We start from the raw sequence: 23,102 nt of genomic DNA on the forward strand, positions 1-23,102 counted from the left end.
TTGTTATTTCCCTGAACTTCAGTATGTTTTTGAACCTAAATCAGCTGCTTTTCTAGCTGTCTTATCTCAATATCCTACTTCGCATGATATCATAAATGCTTCCAAAAATGAAGTGTTTTATCTCGTTTACGAAGCAACCAAGCATCGCTGCAGTTTGGATAAGATAGATAAGCTATTCAATTATGCTCAGGATACACTGGTTCCACATGTATCCGATCATATAAGATGTGTTATTTTCAACACTGTTGAAAGCATCGTCAATATTCGTGCACAATTGAAACTGATTGAAAAAGATATCAGAAAGCTTGCTTCCACTTTTAATGTCTACAGTCCATTGATGACCATCACTGGCTGTGGTCCTTTGACCGCTGCAGTTATCATCGCTGAAACCGGAGACATCTTCAGATTCAAGAATGCTGACCATTATGTCTCTTATAGCGGTTCATCGCCACGAAACAAGCGTTCTGGCAAGTCCGTGGAGATCATGGGCAAGATTTCCAAGAAAGGATCAAGATATCTGAGACACGCTCTTTACATGATTGCTGAATTTGCCAGACGACACAATCCTGTTCTTAAGCACTTATTTGAAAGAGTGAAGAACGGAAATAAAAAGCGTCATAAACTGGCAGTTATTGCAGTTGCTAATCGTATTGCCAGATATATCTATTCAATCATGAAAAACAAAAGCAGTTTTGTAATCATGCATGAAAATATCATGCGATTACCAGAAGAAACCCGAAATACGTTCTTCAATTCAATATCTTTAGATTTTCCAAAGAATACCAGAAAACAGATTTATCAGTATTCTGATATCAATGGTGAAATTCATCGTTTTGTTTATAAAAACGAAACGACCGAATCAATAGCTTAAAAACAAAGAAAATCTAAAATGTAAGAGCTTTCAAAATATATATTTTGAAAAGTTGTTTTTAGTGCACCCAAAAATCCACTAAATACATCAAACAACATCGGATTGCTCCTCTCAATCAGGACAAACACTATTAAAAATAATTTTTTAAATTAATTATTGACATTTAATAGTTTGTCTTTAATATTATTATACAAAATTTTAAAAAGAAAACAAAGAAAAACAGAAAAATGTGTTCATTATGATTTTACAAGAAATCCATTATTTCCCATTTTATTCGTTGAAATATATGTTATAATATGTCGAGAGGTGATTGGATGATAAAACTTGAAAATGTAACAAAAGTATATAAAACCGGTGTAAGAGCCGTTAATAATATGAATGTTGATATTGGTGATGGTGAGTTTGTTTATGTCATTGGTCCAACTGGTGCAGGTAAATCAACTTTCATCAAATTATTGTATCGTGAAGAAAAAGCCAGTTCTGGTAAAGTTATAGTAGCAGGACAGGATGTCTCTAAAATTAAAGATCGAAAGGTTCCTTATTTTAGAAGAAATATTGGTGTTGTTTTTCAAAACTTTAGATTATTACCTAAAAAAACAGTCTTTGAAAATGTAGCTTTTACATTAGAAGTGACGGATACACCTAAAGTTCAAATCAGAAAAAAAGTGAGAAGAACATTAGAACTTGTTGGATTAGAAGATAAAGCCAATGCTTTTCCTCATGAATTATCTGGTGGTCAACAACAACGTGTAGCGATTGCCAGAGCGATTGTGAATAATCCTAAAGTTTTGATTGCTGATGAACCAACAGGAAACTTGGATCCTGATACTTCTCATGAAATTATAGAATTATTAGAGCGAATTAATGAAATTAATCATACAACAATATTAGTTGTCACACATGATAAAGAAATTGTTCAAAAACATAAAAAAAGAACAATCTTAATTGAAGATGGTTGTATTAAAACGGATACAAGTGTAGGAGGTTATGTTGATGGAATTCATTAGTTGTATAAGAAACTTTCCTAAACACTGTAAAACAGCTTTTCAAAATATTTGGCGTAATGGCGTTATGTCTGTATCATCTATTTTTGCAGTGACTATAACCTTATTATTAATTGCAGTGATTGGAGTTATTGCGATTAATATTCAGGATATGACTTATAGTATTGAAGATAGTTTAACAATCTATGTACAGATGGATAGAGAAATCAGTGATAAAGAAGCACAACAGATATTGCCTGAAATTGAAAAAATTGATGGCGTTAAAAAAGCAACTTTTTCATCTAAGGAAAATGAGTTAGATAAGTTAATTGAAATGCAGGATGAAGATGGGAAAAAATTGTTTGAAAGTTATCGTGAAAACAATCCTTTAGGAGCAGCTTATGTTGTTGAAGTGGACGATGCCAAAGAAATAGATACGGTAGCTGATCAGATTAGTGGTTTAGAACATGTCAATCAAGCGACATCTGGTGGAGACTCTACAAATTCTTTAGTGAATAGTTTAGAAACAGTTAGAAATGGTGGTGCTATTTTCGTTGTAGGACTGACTATTATCGCATTGTTTATGATTGCCAATACAATCAAGATTACAATTACATCACGTCAAACAGAAATCAGCATTATGCGTATGGTTGGAGCAAGCAACTGGTATATTCGTTTACCATATATGCTTGAGGGTGTTTTTATTGGTTTATTAGGTTCTATTGTTCCTATTCTGGTGATGTATTTTGGATATAATTGGATATACAGTGGAGCTGTGGATTTATTGCCAGCCATGTTATCAATGCGTGAACCATTCCCATTTATTTGGCATTGTTCAGGAATAATGGTTGCTTTAGGATGTGGTGTTGGTTTGATTGGAAGTTTTGTATCAGTTAGAAAATTCTTGAAATTTTAAAAGCTTTGGGAAAAGACCCGAAGCTTTTTTTGGAGGTTATATGAAAAGGTTTATTATGATTGGTGGAACGATGGGAGTTGGCAAAACAACCACGAGTCAACTTTTAAAAAAGAAATTAAATCATAGCGTTATGTTAGATGGTGATTGGTGTTGGGATATGCATCCTTTTATTGTGAATGAAGAAACCAAAGCCATGGTCATCAATAATATTGTCTATCAGTTACAGTCTTTTATTGACTGCTCTGTGATTGAAAATATTATTTTTTGTTGGGTGATGCATGAACAATCTATCATTGACCAAATTTGTGATCGTCTTTGTTTAGATGACTGTCAGGTTTATTCAATATCCCTTGTCTGTGATGAACAGACATTAAGACAACATCTTCAAAAAGATATTGACTTAGGTCTAAGAGAAGAAAGCATCATCAAAAGAAGCTTAGAGCGTATGTCTTGTTATGATAAGTTATCTTCACATCAGATAGATATTTCTTCATTGAAGCAAGATGAAATTATTCAGGATATTATCGAATATATTCAAAAATAACATACGTTTGACTTCATTATCTATTTTCCTTATAATAGGGAATATATAAAGGCAGGGACATATGATGTTTACAAAGAAAGAAATTTTTAGTATTCCAAATATATTATGTTATTTTCGTATATTACTCGTACCCGTATTTTTATGGGCATATTTTGATTTGCAGTCGGATGAAGGGCGTTTTGTAGCGGCAATTATCTTGGTACTATCAAGTTTAAGTGATTTTCTTGATGGATTTATTGCCAGAAAATGTCATATGATTACAGAACTCGGTAAGCTGATTGACCCTGTGGCTGATAAATTGACACAGTTTGTAGTGGCATGTACATTAATGTATACTTATCCAGCCTATGCATGGTTGGTTGCGATTATTGTCTTGAAAGATGGTATGTTGTTGTTTGTGGGATATTATATTTATCGTAAAAAAGATAAACATCTTTCTCAAGCTCAAATGCCTGGTAAGATCGCAACAGCTGTATTCTTTATTGTATCTATTATTCTGGTTGCTTTTTATATTCCAGGAACAATGATTTCATCAATTTTGATTTATTCAACGCTTATTTTAATGATTATTGCGATGATTTATTATGGGCATGGTTTATATCGTTTATATCGTGAGAATTAAAGGCTTTTATAGCCTTTTTTCTATGCTTTCTTTTATGAATTCTGTATAATAAAAATAGGTGATATATTATGGGAAATAAAAGAGAATTAAAGCGTTTATGTTATATGGAAGCTTTGGAAGATAATGTGGTTGGAGTAGAGATGATTTTAAATAGATTTAATCAGATTGATAATAAAAAAGGTGTTTTTGATTCTTATATTTTGACTCATGATAGAACCAAAGCAACTTTGGATTTAGAACTTTCATTAGCAACACTGTGTATTTTACTTAGAAAAATGTCAGAAAATTTAATGATTGTGACACCACCAGAGTTACGTAGAGATATGAATAGTATTATTCACTCTAATCGTTTTGAATACAATCGTTTAGAAGTTATTGTTTATTCACAAAAAGGGAGAGAACCAGTAGATTTAAGAGGGTTGCTTCGCTTTTGTCATTCAGTGCTTGATAGTGACAAAGTTCGTAAATAAGGGATGTTAAAATATCATTGGTGATGACAATGAATTTAAGAAAGAATATAGGTATCATTATGATGATGTTAGGTGTGATTTTAACGATTAATCATGAACAGCAAAATGAGTTTATTCAACAGCTGGAAACAAGTATTAAAGCTTATTGGCCTCTGGTTATTAGTTTTATAGGTATCTATATGATTTCTACACCTAGAAAAAGAAAATAAAATGTATATATAACTTTATTTTTTAAGTCAAATTTTGTATAATGAACGCGTATGGAGGTATAGAGAATATGAAAAAAAGACCTGTAGTTTTATGTATTTTAGATGGGTATGGATTAACTGATCGTGTTGATGGAAATGCGGTAAAATTAGCAAATACACCTAATTTAGATGATTTAATGGCCATGTATCCAACAACAACTTTAAAAGCTTGTGGAAATGCCGTTGGATTACCTGAAGGACAAATGGGAAATAGTGAAGTTGGGCATTTAAATATCGGTGCGGGAAGAATTGTGTACCAATCATTAACACTCATTAATAAAGCTGTAGAAGATGGAACGTTCTTTACAAATGAAGCTTTCTTAAAAGCAATTCAACATGCAAAAGATAATGATTCTAAGTTACATATTTGGGGATTATTATCAAATGGTGGTGTTCACTCTTCAAATGAACATATTTATGCATTGTTAAAACTTGCAAAAGATCAAGGTTTAGAAAAAGTTTATGTCCATGCATTCTTAGATGGTAGAGATGTAGCGCCTGATAGCGGTGCTGATTTTGTGAAAGAATTACAAGATCAAATGGATGAAATTGGTGTTGGTCAAATTGCTTCTATCTCTGGTAGATATTATGCTATGGACAGAGATAAGAGAATGGATCGTATTGAATTAGCATATAACGCATTAATTGGAAAATCTGGTGAAACTTATAGTGATCCAGTTCAATATGTCAAAGATTCATATGCGAAAAAAGTTTATGATGAATTCGTGATTCCTGGATATAATCCAGATACAAATGGTGCTATTGCAGATAATGATGCTATTATCTTTGCTAACTTCAGACCAGATAGAGCAATTCAAATGTCTAATGTGTTCACTGCTGATGTTTATGATAACTTTAAACCAGCAGATAAACCACAAAATATTCACTTTGTATGTATGATGAGATATGCTGATACTGTTAATGGAGATATCGCATTCCATTCATTAGATTTATCAAATACTTTAGGTGATTATTTATCAGCTCAAGGATTAAAACAATTAAGAATTGCTGAAACTGAAAAATATGCGCATGTCACATTCTTTATGGATGGTGGAGTTGATAAAGAAATTGAAGGAGCAACTCGTGTTTTAATTAATTCACCAAAAGTGGCCACTTATGATTTACAACCAGAAATGAGTGCATATGAAGTTAAAGATGCATTAATTGCTGAATTAGATAAAGATATCTATGATGTTGTCATTGTCAACTTTGCAAACTGTGATATGGTTGGACATACTGGAATTATTCCTGCAGCTATCAAAGCAGTCAGCGTCGTTGATGAATGTGTTGGAGAAGTTTATGAAAAAGTTCTTGAACTTGGTGGAACAATGTTAATTACTGCGGACCATGGTAACAGTGAAAGACTATTGGATGAAGAAGGAAATCCATTTACAGCTCATACAACAAATCCAGTACCTTTAATTCTAACAAATACACACTTAGAATTAAAAGAAGGTGGAAAACTAGGAGATTTAGCTCCAACAATTTTACAGTTATTAGGATTACCAATCCCTAAAGAAATGACTGGAGAAAGCTTATTAAAATAATAGAAATGAAGGCTAAGACGAATCAAAACGTCTGGCCTTTTTTTTGTAGACAACATGAAAATAAGTCTATCTATGTCAAAATATGATATAATAAGTAAAAGGGAGGGGTTATTATGAAACCAAAATTAAAATATGCTCCATTGGCTATCGCAACGGCTATTGTCAATGTTATAGCACTCATTGGAACATATATGATTTATTCACCGTTAAACAGTCTTGCAAATGCATCAAGTTCGGGTGATTATGCAAGCTTGGCGAATTTTTCAACAGATTCATTGACAAATGCTTCTTTGATTTTTTTATTAGGCATTGTCGCAACAGCGGTGATTGCCATTTTATTACTTGTATTCTTTATTTATGAAGAAAGAAAAATAGCCATCATTATCAGTTGTGTTATAGGGGCAATTGAATTTGTTTTATTCTTACGCTTCTTTGATACAATCATGTCAACAGTCATGGGAGGATTAGGATCATTGATATGGGGGTCTACACAATCAGAAAGTCATATGGTTGCATCAATTCTAGGAAGTTTACAATTGACATTGGTTGTGACATTCATTGGTGCTATCTTCCACATTATTATTCTTTTACAGATGTATCGTGTGATTCATCTTTCATTCTTACAGCCATATACACCATCACTACTTTGTGGTGAGGCTATAAACGTTAATCAGGAGAGTTCTTCTCAAGAATCAAATCCCGATGAAGGAGGGGAATCACAATGAAAAAAACATATTCTTTTAAACCACTATGTTTATTGATTCTCATATTTGACTTGATATTATCTATCAGTTTATGGAGAATTGCGACTATGGCATCAGATGTATTCAGTTTGATGGGTTCATTATCAAGTCTTATAAATTGGGCTATCTTTTTGATGGTTGGTGTATTAGGTGTGATTGTTGTAACTGTACTTTTATATCTTTATTATTTAAAGACAGAAAAAGTTCAGGGTATTTTATGGGATGCTATTTTACACACAGTCTTTTCTGTATTTTTTGGATTCCAGATGATAGATCTAGGTGATTCATTACAAGGTTTGGGTGGAAATCAAACTTTCACAACTATCATGGGTATTCTTGTTTTTGCTTCAGCATTATTACATTTATTTATCATGTTGCGTTTAGATCAAGTGATTCATGTGACTGTTTTAGATGCTTATTTACCAGCAGGTAAAGGACAGACGATTCAATCACCACCACCAGTCCATCAAACAGTTACAGAAGATACAGCAGATCTAACACAAGAAGTGAAGACACCTGCAGAACCCGTCATTACAAAAGAAAAAGCTATTGCATTTTTGAAAACAAAAAATGGGAAAATGATTTTAGGTGCTGTCATTGTTGTTGTGCTTGCTTTTGTAGGATATAAGATTTGGGATACATTCTTCAATAAAACAGTTATTGATGCTTTTGCAAACATGACCGTATCATATGATGGATATGATGGTGCTGGGGAAGCCTATATTGATGAGTCAGATATTGACTATGATATGACTAATGCTCAGTTAGCACAGTTTGTTGGTGATATTTCATTTAATATTGAAAATAATGGAGAACTTTCTAATGGTGATAAAGTAACAGTAACAGCTGTATATTCAAAGGAAACAGCTAAACAATTAAAAGTTGTTTTAAAAGAAGAATCAAAACAATTTGATGTTTCAGGTTTAATTGTGAAATATCAAAGTGCTTCTGAAATTGATAAAACGCTTTATCAAAAAGCATATGATGCTGCATTACAAGAATCAACAAATTCATCTTATTATGATACTGATTCAAAAAGAACTTTCTATAAGTCTTATTATATTAAAGAAAATACAGAAAATATTGAATATCAAAGAAATTATTTAGTCTTTGTCTTTAAAGAAACTTATCAGGGTTATGACTATTCAACACATCAAGATGTTGAAAAAACAAGATATATGTATTATTACACAAACTTTGATTCTAGTTATGATAGTGATGATGAATATATGGGAGAATCACGTTTATATAACGATTCATTTGATTATGTTGAAAATGAAGCTGATGTATTGACATCACTCCAAAAACAGTCGATTGCTGATTATGGAAATTCAAAAGTAGAAGAAGTCACTATTCCAGTTTCATAGATATAAACGAGTTTAGATGAAGAAAACGCACGTTTGTGCGTTTTTAAGTACAATAAATTTATAAAGTTAATATAGAGTTTAAAAAGTCATGATAGATTTTGAAAATGGAAAGACATAAGTTGATTATTGATGAGTCTTTATGTTATATTAAACAAAAGTGGTGATAATCATGAAAAAATGGATATGCCTATTTATAACATGTCTATTATTAATAGGATGTCAACATACACAAACAGAGAAATTGGTTATTCAAGGTATTCAAGAAATACCTTATGAAGAATTGGTAGAAAAACTTGATCAAAAAGTCACTTTTTTATTATATATAGGTAGACCGGACTGTGGAGATTGTCAGGATTTTTATCCGGTATTAGAAGAGTACATCAATGAGCATGAAGGAACAGGTATTTATTATTTGAATATTAAGGAATATCGTGATCGTGCTCGAGATGATGATGCAACACAGGCAGAAAAAGACTTTTATGAAAACATTTATCAAAGATTAGATTTTGATTGGACACCTACAATTGAGGTTATTAGAAATGGGAAAATAGATGAAACTTATCAGTATTTGGATGAAGATTATTTTGATATCCAAGATCGTGAACAACAACTAAAAAGGAAACAAGCGTTTTTAGATGAATTTGAAGTCTTTATGAATGATTATTTTGAGGAGGAATAGAATATGAAAAAATGCCCGAGATGTGGACACGAATTAAAGGAGAATGAGAATTTTTGTTCTCATTGTGGATTAGATTTAAGGAACAATTATCGTTATCAAAAACCCCAAAATAAAGCGATGACTTATTTGTTGTATGTCATTATTTTCTTTTCATTTATAACTATTCCTTTATTATATAGTCGCGTTCTTAATAATATGGTGAGTGATGAAACCATCCAACACAATGAGCGAGTGGAAGTTCCTGAAGTTCAGGGTGATGCGATGAGAGTGATTGCTGTTTATGATACATTAGCTGATTTTCAAAATCAGTTTACAAATGTTGATGGTATTGTTGATGATATAGAAAAATTTGAAGCTTCATTATCACAAAAGCAAGCTGGATCATGGACAAAAAAATATCAGATTCAAATTGCAGATAATTACAATATTTTTTATGATTTGACTTATCAGATTCAAATAGATGAAAACCTCACACTTCAGGTTCAACGTACATTTGATAGAGCACATAATTATAATGATGAGAAAATCACTTTTATCAAAGATCATGCGACAACTTTTGATGAATTATTTTTGACAGAAGACCAACAAAAACTTGTACAAACATTTACTGGTCAACAAAGCACAACAACACAATTGATGCAGGATTTTAAAGAGCGTCAAAAAGAATTTGAAGAGAAAAAAGAAAGACTAGGTCATTATGGTATGGGAAATTATGATGGACAATCTTCATTTGTTGTATATCGTAGAGATCAATCTTATTATTCAAAGTTGACTTATGTGCATACACCTCAGGATTATATTGCTTAAAAATTTAAAAGAAGGGTTGGTTTCTATATGGCATAGAAGTCAATCCTTTTTGCATTATAGGATTATATGGAAAATATGATAAAATCTATTTATGTGCAAGAATAACAATATACAAAATTTCACTTTGCTTTTTGATATAGGTTAGATATAATAGGAACAATAGGTGATATGTAATGAAGATATTGATTAGTGATGTAGATGGAACATTGGTTCATGACAATCAAAATATAAGTCAAGATAACATTGATTGGATGAAAGAACTACAAAGACAAGGACATAAAATAGCACTCTGTACAGGTCGGCAACTTTTTGAAATGAAATGGATTTTAAATGAGATTCCATTTCCTTATGATTATTTAATATTAAATAATGGAGCTCAAATTCTAGATAGAAATCATCGTGTTTTATATGAAAAAAAGCTGGATGCGTATACAGGGAGAGCTATTTTGGATTATGTGACCCAGTTTGATGATCTATATTCTTTTTATAGTGATGGAGCAGTCAGTTATGGTTTTAGTCATGGACAGTGTGTAGAACATATGACAAATCTTGAAGAGCCAGTTGATGTTTCATTTCAGGAACTTTATCAGAATGCACCACATTTTGATATTATTTCTTTTCATCAGGATAATCAGGAAATGACAATCACCAAAGCCTGTTATGAATATATTCAAAAGCATTACGGGGATAAGCTCAGTGTGTATTATAATTTGCATTATGTTGATATTGTCGCAAGAGGATGTTCTAAAGGCAATGGTATGACATGGCTTTGTCAGCATTTAGGTATCAATGAACAGGATATTTATGCGATAGGTGATTCATATAATGATTTGTCTATGCTGCAAGCTATCAGACAGGGATATACTTTTAAACATGCTCATGAAGATATCAAATCAATGATACCAAGACATGTTCATTATGTTCATGAAGTGATTCAAGATATGTTAGGAGGGAAAAATAATGAGTTGGCAAGATAAGTTAAGAAATGTTCAACCTTATGAAGCAGGAGAACAACCACAAATTAAAAATTTAATTAAATTAAATACGAATGAAAATCCATATGATCCAGGTGAAAAAGTGAAACAGGCGATTTTGAATTTTGATTCTTCACAATTGGCTTTATATCCACGTCCAGATGCGGATGCATTAAGACAGGCATTAGCTGATTATCATCATTTAGATACACGTCAGGTTTTTGTTGGAAATGGTTCAGATGAAGTGCTGGCACTGATCTTTTTAACATGCTTTAATGGTCAAGAACCAGTGCTGTTTCCTGATATCAGTTATTCTTTTTATCCAGTTTATTGTGAGCTGTATCAGATAGCTTACAAAAAAATTCCTTTAAATCAAGATTTTGAAATCAACAAAGCAGATTATATTCAGCCTAATTCTGGCATTATTTTCCCTAATCCTAATGCCCCAACAGGACTGTGTGTTTCATTAGATATGATTGAAGATCTTTTAAAACAAAATCAGGATAGTATTGTTGTGATTGATGAAGCATATATTGATTTTGGAGGGCAAAGTGCTGTTCCATTGATTCAAAAATATCCAAATTTATTGATCACACAAACATTTTCTAAATATCGTTCATTAGCGGGAATTCGTTTAGGGGTAGCTCTAGGAAGTCAGGAAGTCATCGCTAAACTATATGATGTGAAAAACTCATTTAATTCTTATCCTGTTGATAGTTTGGCACAGGCTATTGGTGTTGCGAGTATGGAAGATAGTGATTATATCCAACAAAATGCTCAAAAAATCATAGAAACACGAGAATATACAAAGTCTGAATTGAAAAAGTTAGGTTTTGTAATGCCTGATTCAAAAGCCAATTTTATCTTTGTGAAACATCCTCAGTATGATGCTCAGAAGTTATTTTTGCAATTAAGAGAGAAAGGTATATTGGTACGTTATTTTCATCAACCAAGAATTGAGCAATATTTAAGAATAACAATAGGCACAATGGAACAAATGAAAATATTGGTTCATGAAATCGAAAATATTTTAAAAGCATAATCATATAAGCTTTGTGATATTCATGATATAATACATATAAAGGAGTTACTATGAAAAAAGATTTTGCAGTTATTTTTGATTTAGATGGGACATTATTAAATACAGATTTGTTAATTAGAAAATCTTTTGAACATGTCTTTCATCATTATAAGCCAGACTATCAAATGAGTGATCAGGAACATTTATCATTTTTAGGCCCAGCCTTAAAAGATACATTTTCTAGATATTTTCCTGATGAGATGATTGAGGAACTGATTGATTATTATCGTGCATATAATCATGCTCATCATCAGGACTATGTGACCATTTACCCTCATGTTGAAGAAACCTTAAAAACATTATCAAAACAAGGTTATCCATTAGCGGTTGTCACAACTAAATATCGTCAGGCTGCTTTGATTGGGCTGGATTTATTTGAAATTACTCCTTATTTTGATATGATTTTAGGAATGGATGATGTTGAACATGTCAAGCCAAATCCTGAAGGTATTTTAAAAGTAATGAATACATTTCATTGTTTAAACGGTTTATATATTGGAGATAATGTGACTGATATACAAGCTGGAAAAAATGCGGGTATTTATACAGCTGGTGTCAAATGGACACCTAAAGGTTATCAGGATATGCAAGCTTTAGCTCCTGATTTACTGATAGATGATATGTCAGAAATTATAACATTTGTAGAAAGGAAGATGAATGGATGACTGATTTAATTGTTGTGGGTGCTGGTCCAGCTGGTTTAACAGCTGCCTTATATGCTTCGCGTGCAGGAGCCAGTGTTTTGGTTTTGGATGGTGGAGCACCTGGTGGAAAGATGAATTTAACAGCAGAAATAGAAAATTATCCTGGATTAATAACAAAAGGACCAGAACTGGCTTATGCCATGTATGAACAATGTTTATCTTTTGGTGCTCAATATGAATATGGTGAAGTGACACGTATTGAACATCATGAAGATCATCAAGTTGTTTATGTAGGCGATAAAACATACGAAGCACGTTATGTCTTTATTGCGACAGGTACAAAAGAACGTCATATGGGAATCCCTCATGAAGAAGAAATGAGTGGAAGAGGTGTGTCTTATTGTGCTGTCTGTGATGGACCTTTCTTTAAAAATAAAGATGTCTGTGTTGTAGGTGGCGGAAACAGTGCTATTGAAGAAGCTATTTATTTAAGTGATATTGTCAATCATGTGCATATTATTGTGCGTCGTGATGTGTTGCGTGCTGATCAATATTTAGTTAATAAATTACAAGAAAAAGACAACATTGAAATCCATTATTTAAAGAAACCTCATGAAGTGAAAGTTGAAGATCAAAAAGTTGTGGGGCTGATTGTAGAAGATTCTCAAACAGGAGAACTTTCTACAATTGAAGCACAAGGAATTTTTCCATTTATAGGATTAGATCCTATTACAGAATTTGTAAAAGATTTGGGAATAGTGAATGAAAAAGGGTATATTGAAGTTGATATGAATCAGGAAACAAAAGTTGCTGGTATTTTTGCTGGTGGGGATGTGACTGATAAACAACTGCGACAAGTTGTGACTGCTGCTAATGATGGTGCTATTGCAGGACAATATATTGCTTCATTATTCAAATAGAGAGAAGGGAAATAGATTCTTTTCTCTTTTTGTATAAAAAAAGAGTACACTTATAATGTGATTTTTGATATATTATAAAAGAGAAGGTGAGTTATATGAATAAAATTGAAGTTATTGTTGTAACGGGGATGTCTGGGGCTGGTAAAACTCAGGCAATGGCTATCTTTGAAAATATGGAGTATCGCTGTATAGATAATTATCCTATTCCATTATTAAAAGAATTTGGGGATTTAATGCGTACGTCTACGAAATATTCTAAAGTGGCTATGGCAGTATCGCTAGGTGATGCGATTTTGGCTGTAAGAATCTTATCAAACATGGATTGGGTAGATTTGACAGTTATTTTCTTAGACTGTGATGATAAAGTTTTACTTTCACGTTATAAACAGACAAGACGCTCTCACCCACTCATGATTAGTAATGTGGCATCATCTTTGGTTGAAGCTATTGAATTTGAACGTGAAATGGCAGATCCTATTAGTCATTTAGCTAATATTGTGATTGATACAACATTATTAAAGCCATCAAAATTACAAGATAAATTAGAAAGTTATTTCCACAAAGGAAATCGTGATACATTTAGAGTTTCTTTTATTTCATTTGGATATAAACATGGAATTCCACGTGATGCAGACTTATTATTAGATGTACGTTTTTTACCAAATCCTTTTTATATTGAAAGTTTAAGAAAATTAACTGGAAATGATAAAGAGGTTTATGATTATGTGATGTCACAAAGTGAAACACAGGAATTTGTTCGTAGAACAATAGAATATTATGATTATTTATTAAAGAAATATGAAGAAGAGGGTAAAATGCAAATGATTATTGGAATTGGATGTACTGGGGGACAGCATCGTTCAGTCACACTTACCAATTATTTTGCAGAGTATTATTCAAAATATTATCAAGTTTATAAATGGCATCGTGATGCTGATCATTAAGGAGGTTTTATGATGATTTCTTTTTCAAGAGTCGTCAAAGAAGAAATTGTATTCAACGATTTTGATCAACCATGTGAAAAGGCAATACTTTGTGCAATGATTAAAATTCTTGGAACATTGTCACTCAATCAGTCAGGCTTAACGCTAACATTAAGAACTGAAAATGCGAAAATCGCATCTAAATTGCATAAATTCTTAAAGGATTTATATCAACCACATATAGAATTTCGTGTTTCTAGAAAAATGAAATTGAAAAAAAATAACATTTATACATTGATGGTTTCTAAGGCAAGAGAAATCTTAGAAGACTTGCATCTTATGGAAGGCATTGGTATACAAAGTTTTCCAGATATTCATTTTTTAGAAACAGATGCCAAGAAAAGAGCTTATCTGGCTGGGGTCTTTTTATCTTGTGGAAGTGTGAATAATCCAGATACATCTAACTATCATCTGGAAATGAGTGTAAATGAACCAGAATATGCTTCATTTATTATGGAGTTGATGAATTGTTATGACTTGCATGCCAAAATGATTAAAAGACGTAATAAATATGTTGTGTATTTAAAATCAGCAGAGAAAATTGGGGATTTTTTAAGAGCCATAGGTGCTTCACAATCAGTTATGAATTTTGAAATGACACGTATTGACCGTTCTATGGCCAATACTGTCAATAGATGGAATAATTGTGATATTGCTAATGAAGTGAAGGCGATGAGTGCTTCTACAGCCCAAATTGAAGATATTGCCTATATCATTGATAAAGTAGGCATTGAGATTTTAGATGATAAGACACGTACAGTGGCTTTATTACGTTTAGAAAATCCTGAGTTGACTTTAAATGAATTGGCAGATACATATTATCAGCAGACTGGTCAAACCATTAGTAAATCAGGGTTACATCATCGTTTTAAAAAGATTAAGGAAGAAGCTCAAAAAATACGACAGATGGAGAATGAGTGAGTATGGAAAATATAAATATTCGTTTTGGGAGAAGAATTAAAGAACTCCGTTTGATGCAAAATGTTTCTCAGGAAGAACTTGGATTTCGCTGCCAGTTATCTAAAAACTATGTTTCAGATGTTGAAAGAGGTCGTAGAAATGTGTCTTTAAAGGTTGTTGAAAAGTTTGCATCAGGTTTAAAAGTACCAGTTTACTATTTGTTTGTATGGCATGAGGAGGAAGACGCAGTTCATTTATAGTTTATATTTATCATATAGACTATATCGCAAAAGGAGAAATGATATGGGATATAATTTTATATATTTGTTATGTGTGCTTGTATTAATTATGTTAGCTTTAAGATTATTTTTACCAATCCTTATTGTTTTGATTGGGGTTATTTTGGTTATCTGGATAATAAGAAAGCTTTTCTTTTCACGCCGTCAGTCACATGAAGATAAAGAAGATCAGGAATATTATGAATCTCTTTATCAGGATTACCAAAATCAGGATAGTGATGTTATTGACGTTGATTATAAAGTTGTTGATGAACATGAAAATCCTCATCAACAGTCGTAGGAGGATTGAGATATGATTTGTCCAAATTGTCAAAATGAAGTCAGCAATGATATGAATTATTGTCCATATTGTGGTCATCCATTATACAAGTCACAAGAACAAAATGATGGATATTATGAACCACTGTTTTTTGATGAAGAAACTGTTGAAAAGGAAACAAAGACATCGTCTTTTAAAGATATACCAGTCAATAAAAAAGTAAATAAGTTACTCATTTTAGTGAGTGTTATTGTTTTGGCTGTTTTAACAGTTGTATCTTATGAATATGTCTATCATGGACCAACGCTTAATTATACGTCTTTTCATGATACATCATCAGATACATTACCACAACAACCTATGACAATATCAGGAAAAACAGGTTTTTCAAGTTTGGTTGGAAATATCAATCAAAATGGTGAGGTTTATTTTGATGGTGAGACGCTTTATATGTGTAATGATCAGGGGTATCTTGTATCCATGGATCAAAACTTAAATAACCGTCAAACATTGGTTACAGAGAAATGTCAAAATATCATGATTCATAATGATAAGATTTATTATACAAATCAACAGAATTATTTATGTGAAGTTTCATTAGATGGTAAAAATCAAAATCAATTCATAACTAAAGCTATTTATTATCCATATATAGATAATGATTGCATCTACTATCAATTAGATGAGGATAATGAATCAATCTATGTTTATGATATCAATACACAAAAACAGACAAAGCTTAATGATAGACAATCTTATTGTATTAATGTTGTAGATGATTATATTTATTATACATCTGATGATGGTATTTATCGTATGAATAGAAATGGAGAAAATGATGAAAAATTATTGAGTGGATCATTTTATAATTTAATTTATTTAGATGGAAAACTTTATTATTTATCATCAGATGGTATCTGTTTGTTAGATATAAATAGTAAAAAGACAGAGGTATTAAAAGCGAATGCTGTTAATTTCTTAAATATGAATGAACAGTATTTATTTTATCAGTCTATGGATGGCAGTGTTGTTAGATATGATTTATCAACACAGCAAGAAAAGACAATTTACAATGGATTGGTTGATACAGGATATATTGTTGGTGATAAATTGATTGTGAAAACATATGTATCAGCTTATCAACAAGAAAGCTATTATGTCATTATGGACTTTGATGGTGCCCAGCAACAAAGATTGTTCTTTGATGGACAGGGTGATTATATTTAATTGTCACTATATTGATTTGAGCTAGATAAAATATCAATATATAAGAATATGAAAAGAAATAGTTGTTTTAAACAGCTATTTTTTATTATATAAGAACAATAAAATTTCATAGCTTTCCTAGTGAACTGGTGCTATAATAGTGCATATATTAAAAATGAGGTAAAATTATGCTAATAAGAGAGATTATTGAAGCCACTGGTGGCACATTGTTGAGCGGAAATATCAATGATGATATTCATGGATTTACGCAAGATACAAGACAGATTCATGAAGGAGATATGTATATTCCGCTGGTTGGAGAAAAAAATGATGGACATCAGTTTATAAAACAGGCTTTTGAAGCTGGCGCAAGTTCTGTTATAACATCTCAGCCCATAGATTATCCTGATAAAAACGTGATTTTAGTGAAGGATACTTTACAGGCATTAACAGATATGGCAGCTTATTTAAGAAAACATCGTGCTGTTAAAGTTGTGGGAATTACAGGGAGTGTTGGAAAAACAAGTACCAAGGATATGATTTATGCTGTGGTATCAATGCAATATAAAACTCTGAAAACTTTAGGTAACTACAACAATCATATCGGTTTACCTTTAACAGTTTTAAGACATCAGGATGAAGAAGTCATGGTATTAGAAATGGGGATGAATCATCTTGGTGAAATTCGCCATCTGACACAGATTGCAAGACCTGATATTGCAGTTATTACAAACGTTGGAACAGCACATATTGGGGAACTAGGTTCACGAGAGAATATTCTAAAAGCGAAGATGGAAATTGTTGAAGGATTAACTCAGCAGGGACGCCTTATTATCAATGATGATAATGATATGTTGCATACTGTACAATATCAAGATTATCCTATTATTCGTGTTGGTGAAAATAATGACTGTTATTTAAAAGCTTATCATGTTGAGTTATTATTAGAAGAATCTTATTTTGATTTGGATTATCAGGGAAAAACTTATCATGTTCATGTGCCAGTTTCTGGTTATCATTTTGTGATGAATGCGTTGATTGCGATTGCGGTAGGGCTAAGCTTAGATATTGATATTGAAAAGTGTATTAAAGGTATTGATCAATTTGAACTGACAAAAAATCGTATGGATATGATTGAACTGAGTCATGGAATCAGATTGATTGATGGCACATATAATGCCAACTTAGATTCAATGAAATCAAGTCTTGATGTTTTATCAAAATATCCTAATAGAAAAATAGCCATCTTGGCAGATATGTTAGAGCTTGGAGCGTATGAACAGGCATTTCATCAGGAAGTTGGGCAATATGTTGCTAAAAAGCATATAGATCAATTAATGTGTGTAGGACCTGCAAGCCAGAATATTGTTTTAAAAGCGCAGGAAAATGGTATAGAAGCTTATCATTTTGAAAGTAATCAAGATTTAATTCAAGCTTTAGAGGGATGTATACAGGATGATGATGTGATTTTATTAAAAGGATCACATGGCATGCATCTTGATGAAGTTGTAGACTATTTAAAGGAGAAATATAAAAAATGAGAAAATTAATGATTATATGTGGAGGACAATCTACTGAACATACCATTTCAAGAATGTCTTGTACATCTGTTTTAAAAAATCTTCATAGAGATCGTTATGAGTTGACTTTGGTTGGTATTGATCAGTCTGGAGAATGGTATCTTTTAGATGCCAGTCAGGAAGATTTAACTTTAGATTCATGGTTAGATCACTCAACACATATTGAAGATATTTATCATTTGTTGAAACAACAAGATGTTATTTTCCCTGTTCTTCATGGACAATATGGTGAAGATGGAACGATTCAGGGGTTATTTGAATTGGCTGGCGTTCCATATGTAGGATGTAGAACATTAGCTTCAAGTGTGGCCATGGATAAAATTTATACCAAAAAGATTTTAGAAACAGTAGGAATTCCACAAGTGAAATCTTTATATGTGAAAAAAAGATATGATGGTCAATATGTTGTTGTGAATCATCAATTTGATGAAACTGATGATATATTAACAGCAGTGAAAAATCAGTTAGGGTTTCCTTGTTTTGTGAAGGCAAGTCGTTCTGGATCAAGTGTAGGTTGTTATCGTGTAGATCATGAAGAGGACTTGCTAGAAATATTACATCAGGCTGGACAATATGATAGTCATATTGTGATAGAAGAATGCATTGATTGTATTGAATTGGAAACAGCAGTATTAGGTAATGATGATCCTATTGTTTCTCGTGTTGGTCAAATTATGCCTCATGGAGAGTTTTATACTTTTGAATCAAAGTATGAAGATGAAGAAAGCAAAACATGTATTCCTGCATTAGTTGATGCTAACATTCAAGAAAAAATTCGAGAATATGCATTAAAAGTTTTCAAAGCTGTTGATGGACATGGACTTTCTCGTGTGGATTTCTTCTTGGATAAGAAAACAAATCAGATTTATCTTAATGAAATTAATACGATGCCTGGATTTACAAAGATTTCGATGTATCCTCAGTTAATAGCTGATTTAGGCATCACTTATAGTGATTTAATTGATCGTCTTATTGATTTAGCTTTTGATCGATAGAATAACCTTTGGGGTTATTCTTTTTTGTATTCAATTAAAATCCACAAACTATCGCGTAGTAACGAGATTTAAAAATGAGATGTGATTCCTAAAGCTAAAAAGTAAGATAATCAAAAAGTGTATAAAATAATATAAAAGTGGTATTGATGATTGTTGTACAGTAAAAGGATAAGAAAAGCATACAAGAATATTTCAAAAATTCATTGAAAGAAGATGAAGAGGCAGAACAATTAATGAAATGATCCATTCAACAAGAAATAATGCAAGATGCTAGGATAGGTCGCATAAAATGAAGGAGATTCAGCTTTTGTTCTAGAAACAGGCTTGTTCTCATAAAAAACACGAGATGAGTTGATAGGTATTTATTAAAAGTAAAAATATAAATTCAATTTGTTTATATTTGTGAAAAGATAGATGAATTGTTAAATAACTGATTTTTCATTTTCAACATATATTTTCTATAAAAGATTGTTAAAGTTTATTTAAGTGAATATTAAGTTTAAATGAATGGTATTTATGTTTTTCTTGATTTATGATTAAATAATGTTGTAGTGCATTATATATAAATATTTGAATAAGAAGGGAAAATTGTAGATTAAAAATCTTCAATATGATAGAAAAATGAATATAAACTTGAAAAAAATATCAGTATCATTATTAGCGTCTGCTTTTCTATTCTCGGTGATAGAAATGCAGAATGTTTCAGCTTTTTCTAATGATGAAAAAGAAATTGTATTAGATAGTAATGGAGATGAAACAAACACAACAATTGATGAAATCAATGCAATTATTGATTTGCAAAATGAAGCATTTGTTGAGGAAAATTTCAGTTCTGTAAAAGAATATGAAAATCAATTGAATAGTTTAGGTGTCCAAACTGTTACGGGATCTGAATTGGCAAAAATCATTGGTGAAGATCAAGTTGGAGGTATTGCTAAAGTTAAAGGTGCAACAATGAAAACAGTATATAGTAAATATACTACTGGAGGAAAAACATATGATGTAATGAGAGTGCTTGCAACTCCCACGACAAGTAGTAATTTATACAAAACTGGTGTTACTGCTTTGAAATCTAATACCTCAGCTCAAGCAAAAACGTTTAGTGTTTTAAAAACAATTGGAAAAACAGTAGCTGGTGAAAGTAAAGCTGGAAAAGCTATTTCAGCATATGATTTTATTAAATCAGTTGCATCTGATATATCAAGTACAACAACTGTTACAAGTATAAGTAGTTCATATACTTGGAATACTGCTGAAACATGCTCTTTTGTCTATTTTAAATCACCAAGTGGATTATGGGTTCATTCGGCTTCTTATACAAAAGCATCATGCACGGTGACAGTTGTTGTTCCTACACTTAAATATGGAGCTAATGGTGCAAAAACAGCTCATAGAACTGCTACTTATACTAGCACGTTTACTCCAGCATATTATGACAGTACATCTAAGGCTTATGCAGGATATAAAGGTTCAACATATATATCACAGAGAATTAAATCAGTAAATATTACTGGAGTATCAGGAAAAACAGTAAAAAATGTTGCCTTGACATGTCCATATAATACGACTATGGTAAATTGAGTTAATGAAACGAAGATATAGAAAATTTGTCATTTATATGCTAGTATATGACTTTTTGGCGATTCTTGTGGTATCAGCTACCACAGTTGTTCCCGTTAATATTAATCTGGATATATTCTATTATGTATTATGTTTCATTGGTTTTATTGGAACGGTAGCTATTTATGTCTTATATCCTTTTATATGGAGATGTCATTTTTGTGGTAGTTTACTGGATATGAGTAGCATATTTTCTGGTAAGAAGTGTTCACACTGTGGCACAGATATATTTGATGACTAGAATTATGAAAAATGATAAAATTGGGTGCCATGATAAGGCTTCAAATAAAGCTATATATCTATTTTGATATATAGTTTTTTATCTTTTATATAGGAATTGATTGCTTATGATGGGGTAAAAGATATTTTTTTGTTGTGTTTTATTTTTTGAAAAAGGCGAAAAATAGAATATAATATTTCATAAAACCAAAAAAAGAAATGCTTAAAAATATAAAATATGGTTGACTATATTTATAAAAAGGTATATGATATATCCAACAACTCTATAATAAATACAGTGATAGGAAATAGTAAATAACAAATGATGCATAGAGAAGTTCTGGCTGGTGGAAAGAACTGTGAAAGTGTTATTGAACTCGTCCTTGAGTGGAGCACTGAAAAATAAAGTAAGCTGCTACGGAATGCGACCGTTATCACGCTAGAGTATGAACTTATATGAATAAGCGTACTTGATAAGGTTATTGTCGTGAGGCAATAATGAATATGAGGTGGAACCACGAAGTCATGAACTCTCGTCCTCAACTATGATGTTTTTCATGGTGAGAACGAGTTTTTTTATTATAGGATGAAATAGGCGAAGTCTAGAAGACCTCGCCCCTTCCCGAACCGTACGGGCACCTTTCAATGCATACGGCTCTCCATTTCTAAATGAGTTTTCGTTTTGTCATTTGATTGTATTCTAAAAGGTTTTGACTAACCTTTATAAAACATTCTCTGCATAAGCATATCTGCCTACGGTTTATTCTTATCATTTCTTTGATGATATGAGAATAAGGCATATGCAGTGAACTTATCCTTTTTCTATGAAACATGACATGATGTTGTGGATTGCCACATATGTAACAGTTTCTTTTGAGAGGATTCGTATCTCTATATCTGTATTCCACGTCCTGCTTGATTCTACGAAGCCACTGTGGGAAGAATGTTTTATCACGTTTGAATGAAGGATATAAAGCTAATCTGATTGTTTTAGCTTCTCCCTTGTCATTCATATACGAATAAATCAGTTGTGTATGATGTTTCTTAAAGACTTTCTTTATTGAAATATCACATTTACGTGCAATCGTATAGGCAATGGAATATTGAATGATGTACTGGATTCTATGCATGTCATAGTAGTTCCTGCAGCCCTGATTATTGTTGACCAGACCCCTGAGAACCTGATTACCATAGGTAATGATGTCTTCTATGGGTTTGCATAATAATCGTTTTATGGAAGCAGGATTTCCAGATGCATCACACATTCCGTTGTCATGCAGTTTGCGTATGAGTTTTTGTTTGTCAATGAAGATGTCAATGTTAGGGAAATCTCCTGCTGATGAGATATCCAAGAAAGTGTGCCTTTTCATTTTTTGCATGTGTGATAAGGGTCTTTTCTTCGCTGAGCCTGAGATGAAGTTCATCTTCAAGGAATTGTTTAATTTCCTGTTTGAGCTGTTGAGCATACGCTCTTGAAGAAATGGTTCCTATCAAGAAATCATCGGCATAGCGTACGTAATGTACCCTACGAAATGAAGAATCAAAGTTATCAACAGATGATGTTGACTTCAGTTCTTTTCTTAGTCTTTTGATTTCCTTGACATCGTGCACTGATATCGCTTTGT

Annotated in this window: 26 protein-coding genes and 1 other annotated feature; of the genes, 24 read left to right on the plus strand and 2 right to left on the minus strand. The window is 31.9% G+C overall.

Annotated features, from left to right (window positions below; all coding sequences use genetic code 11):
* The 24 genes from B5E48_RS10800 to B5E48_RS10915 form a co-directional block, all read left to right on the plus strand.
* On the plus strand, nt 1–871 hold an 871-nt coding region (locus tag B5E48_RS10800; RefSeq protein WP_143747020.1), incomplete at its 5' end, for a transposase.
* A 314-nt stretch (nt 872–1,185) separates the two neighbouring features.
* The gene (gene ftsE / locus B5E48_RS10805; protein WP_087243863.1) at nt 1,186–1,878 is read left to right on the plus strand and encodes a cell division ATP-binding protein FtsE; all 693 of its coding nucleotides are present in this window, start codon (nt 1,186–1,188) and stop codon (nt 1,876–1,878) included.
* Nucleotides 1,865–2,770, plus strand: a complete 906-nt coding sequence (gene ftsX / locus B5E48_RS10810) for a permease-like cell division protein FtsX (RefSeq protein WP_087243862.1) — start codon at nt 1,865–1,867, stop codon at nt 2,768–2,770. The genes ftsE and ftsX overlap by 14 nt, the downstream gene beginning before the upstream one ends.
* Before the next feature lie 40 nt (nt 2,771–2,810).
* Nucleotides 2,811–3,314 carry an AAA family ATPase gene (locus B5E48_RS10815; RefSeq protein ID WP_087243861.1) on the plus strand — a complete coding sequence of 168 codons (504 nt, stop codon included), beginning with the start codon at nt 2,811–2,813 and terminating at the stop codon, nt 3,312–3,314.
* Between the two features lie 64 nt (nt 3,315–3,378).
* Nucleotides 3,379–3,936, plus strand: coding sequence for a CDP-alcohol phosphatidyltransferase family protein (locus tag B5E48_RS10820; RefSeq protein WP_087305028.1), 558 nt, complete (start codon nt 3,379–3,381; stop codon nt 3,934–3,936).
* A 68-nt stretch (nt 3,937–4,004) separates the two neighbouring features.
* Entirely contained in the window at nt 4,005–4,406 is a 402-nt protein-coding gene (locus tag B5E48_RS10825; protein ID WP_087305029.1) for a hypothetical protein, read from the plus strand.
* A 29-nt stretch (nt 4,407–4,435) separates the two neighbouring features.
* Nucleotides 4,436–4,615, plus strand: a complete 180-nt coding sequence (locus B5E48_RS10830; RefSeq protein WP_087298199.1) for a hypothetical protein — start codon at nt 4,436–4,438, stop codon at nt 4,613–4,615.
* A gap of 68 nt (nt 4,616–4,683) precedes the next feature.
* Nucleotides 4,684–6,201, plus strand: a complete 1,518-nt coding sequence (gene gpmI, locus B5E48_RS10835; protein ID WP_087305030.1) for a 2,3-bisphosphoglycerate-independent phosphoglycerate mutase — start codon at nt 4,684–4,686, stop codon at nt 6,199–6,201.
* A gap of 113 nt (nt 6,202–6,314) precedes the next feature.
* The gene (locus tag B5E48_RS10840; protein WP_087305031.1) at nt 6,315–6,926 is read left to right on the plus strand and encodes a hypothetical protein; all 612 of its coding nucleotides are present in this window, start codon (nt 6,315–6,317) and stop codon (nt 6,924–6,926) included.
* Nucleotides 6,923–8,311: a beta/alpha barrel domain-containing protein gene (locus B5E48_RS10845; protein ID WP_087305032.1), complete on the plus strand. Its 1,389-nt coding sequence runs from the start codon at nt 6,923–6,925 to the stop codon at nt 8,309–8,311. Before B5E48_RS10840 ends, B5E48_RS10845 begins: the two co-directional genes overlap by 4 nt.
* Before the next feature lie 169 nt (nt 8,312–8,480).
* Nucleotides 8,481–8,990 (plus strand): thioredoxin family protein, encoded by a 510-nt coding sequence (locus B5E48_RS10850; RefSeq protein ID WP_087297230.1) that lies wholly within the window; start codon nt 8,481–8,483, stop codon nt 8,988–8,990.
* 3 nt (nt 8,991–8,993) lie between these two features.
* Nucleotides 8,994–9,797, plus strand: coding sequence for a zinc ribbon domain-containing protein (locus B5E48_RS10855; RefSeq protein ID WP_087305033.1), 804 nt, complete (start codon nt 8,994–8,996; stop codon nt 9,795–9,797).
* Nucleotides 9,798–9,970: 173 nt separating this feature from the next.
* Nucleotides 9,971–10,774, plus strand: a complete 804-nt coding sequence (locus tag B5E48_RS10860) for a Cof-type HAD-IIB family hydrolase (protein ID WP_087305034.1) — start codon at nt 9,971–9,973, stop codon at nt 10,772–10,774.
* A complete protein-coding gene (gene hisC, locus B5E48_RS10865) occupies nt 10,758–11,813 on the plus strand; it encodes a histidinol-phosphate transaminase (protein WP_087305035.1) in 1,056 nt (351 codons plus the stop codon). Before B5E48_RS10860 ends, hisC begins: the two co-directional genes overlap by 17 nt.
* Before the next feature lie 50 nt (nt 11,814–11,863).
* Nucleotides 11,864–12,517: a pyrophosphatase PpaX gene (gene ppaX, locus B5E48_RS10870; protein WP_087305036.1), complete on the plus strand. Its 654-nt coding sequence runs from the start codon at nt 11,864–11,866 to the stop codon at nt 12,515–12,517.
* Entirely contained in the window at nt 12,514–13,416 is a 903-nt protein-coding gene (gene trxB / locus B5E48_RS10875; RefSeq protein WP_087305037.1) for a thioredoxin-disulfide reductase, read from the plus strand. Before ppaX ends, trxB begins: the two co-directional genes overlap by 4 nt.
* 95 nt (nt 13,417–13,511) lie before the next feature.
* Nucleotides 13,512–14,360 (plus strand): RNase adapter RapZ, encoded by an 849-nt coding sequence (gene rapZ, locus B5E48_RS10880; protein WP_087305038.1) that lies wholly within the window; start codon nt 13,512–13,514, stop codon nt 14,358–14,360.
* Between the two features lie 12 nt (nt 14,361–14,372).
* Complete coding sequence (gene whiA, locus B5E48_RS10885; RefSeq protein ID WP_087243847.1) at nt 14,373–15,320, plus strand: DNA-binding protein WhiA; 948 nt, start codon at nt 14,373–14,375, stop codon at nt 15,318–15,320.
* Between the two features lie 2 nt (nt 15,321–15,322).
* Nucleotides 15,323–15,559, plus strand: coding sequence for a helix-turn-helix domain-containing protein (locus B5E48_RS10890; protein WP_087243846.1), 237 nt, complete (start codon nt 15,323–15,325; stop codon nt 15,557–15,559).
* A 43-nt stretch (nt 15,560–15,602) separates the two neighbouring features.
* A complete protein-coding gene (locus tag B5E48_RS10895; protein ID WP_087297224.1) occupies nt 15,603–15,878 on the plus strand; it encodes a DUF4834 domain-containing protein in 276 nt (91 codons plus the stop codon).
* 12 nt (nt 15,879–15,890) lie between these two features.
* Nucleotides 15,891–17,084 carry a DUF5050 domain-containing protein gene (locus tag B5E48_RS10900; RefSeq protein WP_087305039.1) on the plus strand — a complete coding sequence of 398 codons (1,194 nt, stop codon included), beginning with the start codon at nt 15,891–15,893 and terminating at the stop codon, nt 17,082–17,084.
* Between the two features lie 167 nt (nt 17,085–17,251).
* Complete coding sequence (locus B5E48_RS10905) at nt 17,252–18,604, plus strand: UDP-N-acetylmuramoyl-tripeptide--D-alanyl-D-alanine ligase (RefSeq protein ID WP_087305040.1); 1,353 nt, start codon at nt 17,252–17,254, stop codon at nt 18,602–18,604.
* A complete protein-coding gene (locus B5E48_RS10910; RefSeq protein WP_087305041.1) occupies nt 18,601–19,638 on the plus strand; it encodes a D-alanine--D-alanine ligase family protein in 1,038 nt (345 codons plus the stop codon). Before B5E48_RS10905 ends, B5E48_RS10910 begins: the two co-directional genes overlap by 4 nt.
* Before the next feature lie 690 nt (nt 19,639–20,328).
* Nucleotides 20,329–21,219, plus strand: a complete 891-nt coding sequence (locus B5E48_RS10915; protein WP_087305042.1) for a hypothetical protein — start codon at nt 20,329–20,331, stop codon at nt 21,217–21,219.
* 547 nt (nt 21,220–21,766) lie between these two features.
* Nucleotides 21,767–22,021 (plus strand) — a binding site (T-box leader).
* A gap of 121 nt (nt 22,022–22,142) precedes the next feature.
* Here the strand turns inward: B5E48_RS10915 and B5E48_RS10920 are convergent.
* Together B5E48_RS10920 and B5E48_RS10925 are read right to left on the minus strand one after the other, a co-directional pair.
* A complete protein-coding gene (locus B5E48_RS10920; protein ID WP_087305043.1) occupies nt 22,143–22,901 on the minus strand; it encodes a group II intron reverse transcriptase/maturase in 759 nt (252 codons plus the stop codon).
* Nucleotides 22,798–23,102 (minus strand): reverse transcriptase domain-containing protein (locus B5E48_RS10925; protein WP_241146972.1); only part of this gene is annotated, 305 nt, incomplete at its 5' end. The genes B5E48_RS10925 and B5E48_RS10920, both read right to left, overlap by 104 nt.

The sequence above is a fragment of the Massilimicrobiota sp. An105 genome (genome assembly GCF_002161155.1).
GTDB classification, from domain to species: Bacteria; Bacillota_I; Bacilli_A; order Erysipelotrichales; family Coprobacillaceae; genus Allocoprobacillus; species Allocoprobacillus merdigallinarum.